The sequence below is a fragment of the Anaerophaga thermohalophila str. Valhall genome, from assembly GCF_000250735.1.
Taxonomy (GTDB): Bacteria; Bacteroidota; Bacteroidia; order Bacteroidales; family Marinilabiliaceae; genus Anaerophaga; species Anaerophaga thermohalophila_A.
In genome coordinates, this window is record NZ_AHZV01000167.1 from 1 (window position 1) to 9,886 (window position 9,886).

The 9,886-nt window shown below is 43.0% G+C and carries 7 protein-coding genes; all 7 read right to left on the bottom strand.

From position 1 onward, the window contains the following. Positions 1-321, bottom strand: a 321-nt coding sequence (locus tag OQ5_RS20645) for a PG0541 family transporter-associated protein (protein WP_016777146.1), incomplete at its 3' end; no start/stop codon positions are given. A 169-nt stretch (positions 322-490) separates the two neighbouring features. Continuing rightward, positions 491-3,613, bottom strand: coding sequence for an efflux RND transporter permease subunit (locus tag OQ5_RS0108870; protein ID WP_016777148.1), 3,123 nt, complete (start codon positions 3,611-3,613; stop codon positions 491-493). 57 nt (positions 3,614-3,670) lie between these two features. Then, a complete protein-coding gene (locus OQ5_RS0108875) occupies positions 3,671-4,708 on the bottom strand; it encodes an efflux RND transporter periplasmic adaptor subunit (protein ID WP_016777149.1) in 1,038 nt (345 codons plus the stop codon). Positions 4,709-4,807: 99 nt separating this feature from the next. Then, positions 4,808-6,220 (bottom strand): TolC family protein, encoded by a 1,413-nt coding sequence (locus OQ5_RS0108880; protein ID WP_016777150.1) that lies wholly within the window; start codon positions 6,218-6,220, stop codon positions 4,808-4,810. Between the two features lie 160 nt (positions 6,221-6,380). Further along, complete coding sequence (locus tag OQ5_RS0108885) at positions 6,381-7,010, bottom strand: TetR/AcrR family transcriptional regulator (RefSeq protein WP_010420450.1); 630 nt, start codon at positions 7,008-7,010, stop codon at positions 6,381-6,383. Positions 7,011-7,222: 212 nt separating this feature from the next. Further along, complete coding sequence (locus tag OQ5_RS0108890; RefSeq protein WP_016777151.1) at positions 7,223-8,500, bottom strand: sulfate adenylyltransferase subunit 1; 1,278 nt, start codon at positions 8,498-8,500, stop codon at positions 7,223-7,225. A gap of 243 nt (positions 8,501-8,743) precedes the next feature. Beyond that, positions 8,744-9,649, bottom strand: a complete 906-nt coding sequence (gene cysD / locus OQ5_RS0108895) for a sulfate adenylyltransferase subunit CysD (protein WP_016777152.1) — start codon at positions 9,647-9,649, stop codon at positions 8,744-8,746. Positions 9,650-9,886 lie beyond the last annotated feature (237 nt).

Sequence of the window (9,886 nt, forward strand, 5' to 3'; positions counted from 1 at the left end):
CCCGTTTTTTTTGTTTTCCCATATTGTCAGACGCCCACTTCGGCATCCCAGACAAAAGACTCTGAGTCCCTGCATTTCCGCTTTATCATTAAGATGATTCAGATGCTCCATTAATTCTTCAACTTTGGATTCTTCCACGACTGTAAGAACAGCTTCGTTCATGGCGGGCCAGGTATGTGTACCCTGGTGCGGTTCTCCGTTTTGTGTGCCTCGCCCCTGAACCTGCGGCCATCGTGAATAGCCTCGAATGGCGAGCTTATCAAGAATGTGCTCAACCTTCTCGGTTAGCGCCTGATTATATACGATAAATACTGCTTTCATAACTGTTTATGTTTTGCGTTCTGTGTTCCGGGTTCCGGGTTTTGAGTTCCTGGTTCCGGGTTTTGAGTTCCGGGTTCCGGGTTTTGAGTTCCGGGTTCCGGGTTTTGAGTTCCGGGTTCGGTGTCAACTCGAAACTCGAAACTCTGAACCCTGAACTCTGATCTCTGAACTATATACTTTCTTCAAGTTTAGCAATCCGTTTGCGTTCGCTCTTCATACGATTGGCCCCAAACATAGTGTAAACCACCGGCATCAGAACCAATGTAAGCATGGTTGAGACGGTAAGACCGCCAATAATGGCAACACCCATCGGGCGCCAGATTTCGGCACCTTCACCAATACCTATTGCCAGCGGTAACATACCCAGGATGGTTGTCAGGGTGGTCATCAGCACGGGACGAAGTCTGGATTTGCCACCTGCTACAACAGCCTGTATCAACGACATACCCCGGTCGCGCAATAAGTTGATGTAGTCGATGAGTACAATTCCGTTTTTCACCACAATACCGACCAGCATCACAGCCCCAATCATTGATATCAGATTAAGTGTGGTTCCTGTAATGAAAAGCGCCAGGAACACTCCTGTAAAAGCAAACGGCAGAGTAAGCATGATGATAAAAGGTGAACGAAGGGATTCAAACTGCGATGCCATCACAATATACACCAGGATAATGATCAGCACGAGCAGTAAACCAAGATCGGCAAACGACTCCTGCTGGTCTTCTGCTGTTCCGCCAATATCAATACCGACGCCCTGGGGAATTCCGATTTCATCGATATGTGTATTAATTTCATTCACCACGTCGGTAATAGACGCCTTATACAAAGACCCGGTAACAGTAATGACACGTTGCCGGTTGCGACGTTCTATGGAAAGCGGGGAAGTAAATTCTTCTACCTTGCCCAGTTCACCAATTCGAATGGCTTGCCCTTGTTGATTGTACACAAGAATGTTTTCAATAGATTCAATCGACTCACGGAAAGGTTCAGCAAATCGTACCCTGACATCGTATTCATCTCCACCTTCGCGGTACTGCGCTGCTATAAGCCCGTTTATACGATTACGCATAGCCGTGGCAACGGTAGCGGTATTTAATCCGTGTATTCCCAGTTTTTCTCTGTCGAGCACGAGCTGATATTCTGTTTTCGGGTCCTCCCGGCTTATTTCCACATCACGTAAACCCTCCATTTCTTCCATCTTGTCAGCAACTTTTTCGCTGAGTTCACCGGTTACATCAAGGTCGTATCCGGAGATGATGACCTCCACCGTACTGGCACCACTTCCCATACCGCCCCCGCTACCACCTGGCGAAACGGAAAAGTCTTTAACAATTGGAATCGCCTTCAGATCATTCCGCATCAGGTCGCCAATCAGATATATATCTCTTTCTCTTTCGGTGCTGTTCGACAGACGCAAGGTAAAATTAATGATATGAGATCCGTTTTCGCCAAACGCAGAAAATATATTACTCTCGTCGGCCACACCTGCACTGGTAGAAATAACTTCTATTTCAGGATATTTCTCCTGCCATATTTTTTCTATCTGACGGGCCACCTCTTTGGTCTTTTCGAGTCTCAGGTTCATGGGCAACTCAACAGTTGCTTCTATACGGGCATTATCGGCCGGAGGTATAAACTCTGTTCCAACCACTGACACCAACGAAATACTGGCTCCAAAAATAACAATAGAACTTACCAACACCAATGCACGGTGCTTAACGGCCCATCCAAGCGTTTTCTCATATAAATTGTCAAATTTATTTAACCAATTCTCAATAGTGCCAAATACAGCTTTGGAAAACCCGGCTTTGCGCGGTGGCATCAAACGCAGCATCTGAGATGATAGCATTGGTGTCAACGTAAGAGCAGCTAACGTGGAAACGATAACAACTAACGTAACAATCATTCCCAGCTGGCGGAACATAATTCCACTCAATCCCTGAACAAGTGTCAATGGGAAAAATACTGCAACAACGGTTAATGTTGTGGCTACTACGGCCAGTCCCACTTCATTGGTACCGTAAATAGCTGCCTCGCGTGGTGAACTTCCCCGTTCGATATGTCGTGTAATGTTCTCCAGCACCACAATGGCATCGTCTACAACCATTCCGATGGCAATGGAAAGTGAAGAAAGCGAAATGATATTCAAAGTGTTACCTGTTGTATAAAGATAGATGAACGAAACAATCAGCGATACCGGGATCGTAAGAATAATAATAAATGTAGCACGCCAGCGTCCCAGGAAAAACAATACGACCAAAACAACAAATATACCGGCGTACATTACAGTATTAGCAAGGCTGCTAATGGAGTTTTCGATAAACTCGGAGGTGTCGAATATGGTATCTATCTGAATATCAGGTGGTAGGTTTCGCATCAATTCGGGGAGTCTCTCTCTCACTTCTTTAGCTATTTCAACGGAATTGGCCCCCGATTGCTTTTGAATCACAATACGGGCCCCGACTCTTCCGTTGCTTCGCTCATCAATAGTCATCTCGGCAAGAGTATCTTTCACTGTTGCCACATCTGATATTTTAACCGGTTTTCCGTCAAAATATCCTAAAACCAGGTGTTTAATTTCATCGCTGGTTTTGAACTCCCCTTCAACACGCACCGGGTAAGTATGACTTCCGATGTCCAGTTCTCCGCCGGGAAGGTTAAGATTCTCCTGACCAATGACCGAACCGATCTGCTCAACACTCATGTTGTAAGCTTCCAGTTTTCGGGGATCAACAGTTACCTGAATCTCACGTTCAGGCCCGCCGGATAACGCAACCGCACCAATCCCCTCAATTCTGTTGAGCGGGTTAACCAATCCTTCATCCAGGATTTTTGACAAGGCAGGATAACTCTCATCGGCAGTAGCCGACAAAAGCATAATGGGGATCATACTGGTACTGAATTTGAATATTATTGGCTTTTCAACGCCTTCGGGCAGATATGTTTCTACCCTTCCGATGGCATCGCGAATGTCATTGGTTGCTTCATCCAGGTTGGTTCCCCATTCAAATTCCAGCATCACCAGCGAAGTATTGTCCTTTGAAACCGATGTGAGCTCTTTCAGATTACTAACTGTATTCAGATTATCCTCCAGGATACGGGTTACATTGGTTTCAATATCGGCAGCACTGGCCCCCTCGTAAAACGTAAAAACACTTACAATGGGGGGATCAATTTCCGGATACAGGTCAATAGGTAAATATCGCAGTGAGAAAAGCCCCATAATAATCACACCGACAAATATCAGTATTACTGAAATGGGTTTCTTTACCGCCTTTTCGTATATACTCATTTCTTAATAATTATCAGATTCGCAATAAAATATATGAACACTCAGAAATCCGGGATGCTATTGGATCACCTCTACAGGTGTTCCTTCCAGAAGTCCTGTATGGCCCTCTACAACAATTTCTTTTCCTTCATCCAAACCACTGATTATTTCATAAAAATCGTCTACTCTTCGCCCTAACTCAACCTCTTTCCGTGTAACTTTTCCGTCTTCTACCAAAAACACATAATAGTCGTTGGTTCCCTGCTGGCGCCGAACAGCCATATCCGGAACAGTCACTCTTTCAAGGGTCTCGAATATGATATTAACACGCCCAAACATTCCGGGACGTATCAGTTGTTCCCTATTGGGAAATATGGTTTCAACTGTAAAAGTCCTGGTCGCAGGATTAATAGTAGGGTGTTTCAGGAAGACCCGGCCTGCAAAAAGGGTGTCGGGATAAACATCCAGTCGCATAGAAACGGGCATGTCCTCTTCAACAGCAGGGAAAAATCGTTCCGGCAGGCTAATGTCAACCTGAACAGGATCTATTTGCATAACAGTAAGAATTCCTGCACCTGCAGCCATATTGAACATGTCTCCGTCTTCAAAGTTACGCGCCGTAACCACACCATTGATTGGAGACAGCAGCCGTGTATTCTCCTTAAGATTTTGATAATTGGTTCGCAACACATCCAGTTCAGCTTTCATTTGATCAAGCTGCTGTTCAGAAACACTTCCTGTCTTGTAAAGCGTATCAAGGCGGGCATATTCCTTTTCCAGGTTATTCAATTGCACTTTAGTCTGAAACAACTGAGCCGGGTCCATCTGCACCAGCAATTGACCTTTCTTCACAGCATCGCCAACATCCACGTGTATTTTCCGGATTCGAAGCTGCATAGAAGGACTAATAATGTTTCTTTCAAAAGGGACGACATTCCCCGTAAAGTCCATATCCTGTTCAATATTCTTTATCCGCGAAAAAGCGGTTTTTACTTTTCTGGGTCCGTTTTCTCCTTCTTCATTGTTTTCTTTTGATGGGGCTGAACAAGCCAGCAGACCACTGAAAAGAACAATCGATAAAATGCGGAAAGTATTTTTTAAACTTCTTGTGTTCATTGGTATATATTTTAAAGGTTAAATGGTTGAGCCTGCTCCTAAAAGTCTCTTTTTGCCAATCTCATTATTGCTTTTTACTATGAATTTGAGAAATCAAAGCTACTCCATGCGTGCTTCATCTGATGATGCCGGCAGCTCGGCAAATTCCGGAAGATTTGTCCCCAGTGTTTTTTCATATTCGGCACGTGCCGAAAGAAAATCGAAACGGGCCTGGTTTAAATTCAGCCGGGCCTGTGTCAGAGCAACTTCTGCATCGTTCAGTTCCAAAAGCGTGCAGGCTCCGGTTTCGTAACGAGTCTGAGAAATTTCGTATCCGCGTTTTGCCTGACGTACAGCCACCCTGGCCGACTCTATTTTTTGTGCGGCCGCCTCCATGGAAGAGTAAGCATTCAACACTGATACCGATACCTGACGTTCAACATTTTCGCGTTGATATTTCAGCTGTTCCATACTTATTTCCACCTGTTTTTCCTGGTACCGTTTCGAAAAACCGCTGAATATAGGTATTTGCAGCTGCAAACCTGCAACAATGGGTGTTGCCCATCGGTAGTCATCGAATCGAAAATGGTTGGCCTGCGTTTGAAACTGGTAATTAATAAACGCTGAAAGAGTCGGAAAACGTTGAGCCCTGGTCAGCTCAAACTGTTTGTCAAGTTGTAATTTCTGGATATCCAGTTGCCTGATATCGGTGTTGTTGGATATATCCTGCTGCGGATCAGAAGGCATTCCTTCTATTAATTCCTTAAAAGCCTCAAGATTTTCATCAAAACCCAGCGGGATGTCTCTGTCGAGTCCAAGAAGAATTTTCAGCATTAAGGCAGATACTTTACGTCCGTTTTTTGCTTCGGTCAGGGAAGGTTCAAGATTTCGTACCTGAACTTCGGAACGAATAACATCGTATTCTGCCGCAGCTCCCTGATCAAACATCTTTTGGGTGTTTTCGTAATTTTCTTTTGCATTTTCCAGGCTTCGGAGCATCACATTGTAGGAATCGTTGGCCAGCAAACAGTTATAGTAAGCCTTTTTCACTTCATTAATCATATTAATCCGTGATTGGCGTGCTGATTCCAAAGCGCTTTTCATCTCCACTTCGGTCATCCGGATACTCTTAAAAAGCGACATATTAAAGAGAGGCATTGCAGCACTGATAGCCCCTGAATAACTATTGTCCGATCCTATTTCAATGGTTGAACTCCCTCCAAAACCACCAGCCATATCTTCGGACAGAAACAAAACAGGCTTTTTAACATTTCTGCTGTAACTTCCTTCTGCCGAAATTGAAGGAATTAATCCCGCCCATGCTTCTTTACGGGAATAGTCCACTTTTTCAATCTCTTTATCTGCCACTTTAATTAACGGGTTTTCGGACAAAGCAATTTCCAGAGCCTTATCCAAAGTCAGATGCAAAGTATCGTCAACAGAGACCTCCTGTGCTGTGCCAGCGCCCGGAAATACGAACACAACAGCAACAATAACAGGTAAAAGGGTAACTTTTCTGAACATTATTTTCATAAATAACTGGTTTTACTATTTTAACAGGTTACTAAACACTCAGAACATTACAATAGATGGTGAGATTATCAGATGTTAGATTTAAGATATACACAAGATATTGGTATACAGAATCCTATTAATAACAAACCATTAGATTTTCAGATTTAAGATAAAACTATTATCCCGGGCCATTCTTTCCCGAATCTGGATCAGACAATAATTTTTCAAGCATTTCCACACCTTTGGGAGTGGAAATACCACGACCAAAATTTAGTACTATATTCTCGAACAATTCCTTACGGGGGAATTCATCAATGGGGAATGCTTCATTATTGTGAATAAGCGTAATTTGTTCATAAAAGATTCTTGCAACAAGATGCGGGTTGATATCCGGTCTTAAAAGTCCTTCTCTTTTTCCTCTTTCCAATAATCTCTGCAACTCCATTTGGCCCGACTCCCGGCTTTTACGAACACTCTCATCCCAAATGTTGGGATAAAATTTCTTCAGGTCTTCCATAAACAGAGGGTTTACCACTTTAATACTTTCCAGACCATAATGCAAAATCCCAATTATGATTTCAATAACATTGTCAGCTTGTTCGGTCATTCTTTTGAGATTACAATCGTGCTCATGCTGGAAATAGTCGAGCGTTTCCTTTAAAAGTTGTGTTTTATCATCAAAATTTTCATAGATGGTACGTTTTGATACACCAGCTTCCGATGCTATTTCATCCATTATAACCCGCTTAATGCCACGGGCAAAAAACAATTTTCCGGCACCTTGAATTATTCTTTCCTTAATTTCCATTTTCCTTTTATTGAGCGGTTCAAAAATAGCGTGAAAACTAAAAAAACCAAAATAGTTTTTTGGTTTTAACGTTTATTAATCTTGTGCAATTGCATAGCGAGAACGATACATTCCTACCTGTTTGTTGACTTTTCAGGAAGTTGAATCAAACCCACAAAAAAACCGCCAACACCATAGGCGTTGACGGTTCTCATCAAATATTAAAATTCTTTCTACACTATCATTCCGGCAGCTACAGTTTCGTTGGTGCCCTCATCAATAAGAATAAGACTACCGGTATTTCTGTTGACATTATAGGAATCGAAAAACAGGGGTTTGGTAGTACGCAACTTCACCCTCACAATATCGTTCATTTCTACTTCCAGGTCATCGGTATCCTTTTCGAGGGTGTTAATATTCATTTTATATTCCACCTCGTTTATCATGCATCTCATTTCGGTGGTTGTATGGCGCAGCGTATATTTACCTCTCGGTATCATTTTTCTGTCGTTGAACCAACACATCATCACTTCGATATCCTGGCTGATTTTGGGACCATGCCCGTTAGACTCTTTAACCAGCATATCTCCACGGCTGATATCTAATTCATCCTCAAGGGTTACAGAAACAGATTGAGGAGCAAAAGCCTTCTCCAGATTTTCGGTAAACAAATCAATGGATTTAACTTTTGATGTAAAACCTGAAGGTAACACTTTTACGGTATCGCCAACTCTAAGACTTCCACTGACAATACGCCCGGCATAGCCACGGTAATCAGGAAAGTCTTTAGACTGAGGGCGAATGACATATTGCACGGGCAATCTGAAATCATCCCGGTTAATATCGCTTCCGATGTGCAAATTTTCAAGCAGGTACATAAGTGTCGGGCCCTGGTACCAGTCCATATTTTTGGAACGGGTAACTACATTATCACCAACAAGCGCGCTTATGGGGACATAACGCACATCTTTAACACTCAATTTGGAGGAAATATCCTCCATATCGGTCTTAATCTGCTCAAAAACAGCTTCATCGTAGTCAACAAGATCCATTTTGTTGACACAAATTATTATATGCGGAATTTGCAGAAGCGAGGCTATATAGGCGTGCCTGCGTGTTTGTTCAAGCACTCCGTGACGGGCATCAACCAGGATTATTGCAGCATTAGCTGTACTGGCACCGGTCACCATATTTCGCGTATACTGAATATGCCCGGGGGTGTCTGCAATAATGAACTTTCTTTTCGGCGTTGCAAAGTAACGATAAGCCACATCAATGGTAATGCCCTGCTCTCTCTCGGCTCTTAGTCCGTCGGTTAGCAATGCCAAATTCACACTTTCCCCACCCGACCGAAGACTTGCTTTTTCTATGGCCTCCATCTGGTCTTCAAAAATAGCCTTGGAATCGAACAACAAACGACCAATTAGTGTACTTTTGCCGTCGTCCACGCTTCCTGCTGTGGTAAACCGCAAAAGCTCCATATCTAAATATCCCGATTCTTTTCCACTCATCTTTTTAATTATCAATTACCAATTATCAATTATCAATTATCAATTATCAGTTATCAATTATCAGTTATCAATTACCCAAATCAGTTGTTTATTAAAACAATACTCCGTTAAGCTTTTACAGATGTTTGGTAAGGTAAAGACGCCCAATTTGGCATCTCTACCTCTCATAATAAAAACTTTGCGCCATTGCGCCTCTGCGTTTAGGCTTTTTTTAACTGACTCTCGTTAAAACAAACCCTGAACTCAAAAATACCCTTCCCTCTTGCGGTCTTCCATAGAAGAATCTGAACGCTTATCGTCGGCTCTTCCTCCACGTTCTGTTGTGCGGGTTGCAGCTACTTCCTGTATAATATCTTCGATGTTGTTGGCAGTGGATAAAGTTACCCCGGTACAGGTCATATCACCAATGGTACGGCAGCGTACATCGCGCATTTCCACTTTTTCTCCATCTTTAAGCTGCATAAAAGGTGCTTTAGCCAGCCAGACACCATCCCGCTGAAAAACTTCACGTTTGTGTGTAAAATAAAGCGACGGCAGCTTAATATTCTCCATATAGATATATTGCCAGACGTCCATTTCGGTCCAGTTACTAATGGGGAAAACTCTGAAATGTTCACCCATATTCTTTTTCCCGTTGAAAAGATTCCAAAGTTCGGGGCGCTGATTCTTGGGGTCCCACTGGCCAAACTCATCCCTGTGAGAGAAAAAGCGCTCTTTAGCGCGGGCTTTTTCTTCATCGCGCCGGCCCCCTCCCATGGCTGCATCAAATTTTTCCTCTTCAATAGCATCCAGAAGAGTTATCGTCTGGATTTTATTACGGCTGGCATTAATACCGGTTTCTTCCACAGCTCTTCCCTTATCGATGGTATCCTGAACATACTTAACAATACAACGGGTGCCGGTCTCCTTCATCAGATTATCCCTGTATTCGAGGGTTTCCGGAAAGTTGTGCCCCGTATCAATATGCATCAGGGGAAAAGGAATTTTTGCCGGCCAGAAAGCTTTCCGGGCAAGATGAAACATAACAATTGAATCTTTGCCGCCCGAAAACAACATAACAGGGTTCTCGAACTGGGCTGCCACCTCACGGATCACAAAAATCGATTCGGCCTCAAGTTCTTTCAGATGGTTAATCTGGTATTTGTTCATCAGTATAAAATTTGTCTAAGTTATTGGTCTGATGGAACTCGCATGTAAGAACTTATACATATTCTTATTGTTGCAATCCTTGCCATGCTCGTTTCATCGAAATAATAATGCTCTGCTGAAAAATTCGGCATTGAAAATGCGTCTGAAAACCGGCCCCAAATATACTCAATAAAAGGCCATTCCCAAAAATGAGGATGGCCGGTAATTATCTTTTGAATTAAAAGTAATCACGTATTT

Excerpts from the sequence above, each read along its gene's own strand:
- OQ5_RS0108870 (WP_016777148.1), bottom strand. The coding sequence starts at position 3,613 with ATGAGTATATACGAAAAGGCGGTAAAGAAACCCATTTCAGTAATACTG.
- OQ5_RS0108875 (WP_016777149.1), bottom strand. The coding sequence starts at position 4,708 with ATGAACACAAGAAGTTTAAAAAATACTTTCCGCATTTTATCGATTGTT.
- OQ5_RS0108880 (WP_016777150.1), bottom strand. The coding sequence starts at position 6,220 with ATGAAAATAATGTTCAGAAAAGTTACCCTTTTACCTGTTATTGTTGCT.
- OQ5_RS0108885 (WP_010420450.1), bottom strand. The coding sequence starts at position 7,010 with ATGGAAATTAAGGAAAGAATAATTCAAGGTGCCGGAAAATTGTTTTTT.
- OQ5_RS0108890 (WP_016777151.1), bottom strand. The coding sequence starts at position 8,500 with ATGAGTGGAAAAGAATCGGGATATTTAGATATGGAGCTTTTGCGGTTT.
- cysD (WP_016777152.1), bottom strand. The coding sequence starts at position 9,649 with ATGAACAAATACCAGATTAACCATCTGAAAGAACTTGAGGCCGAATCG.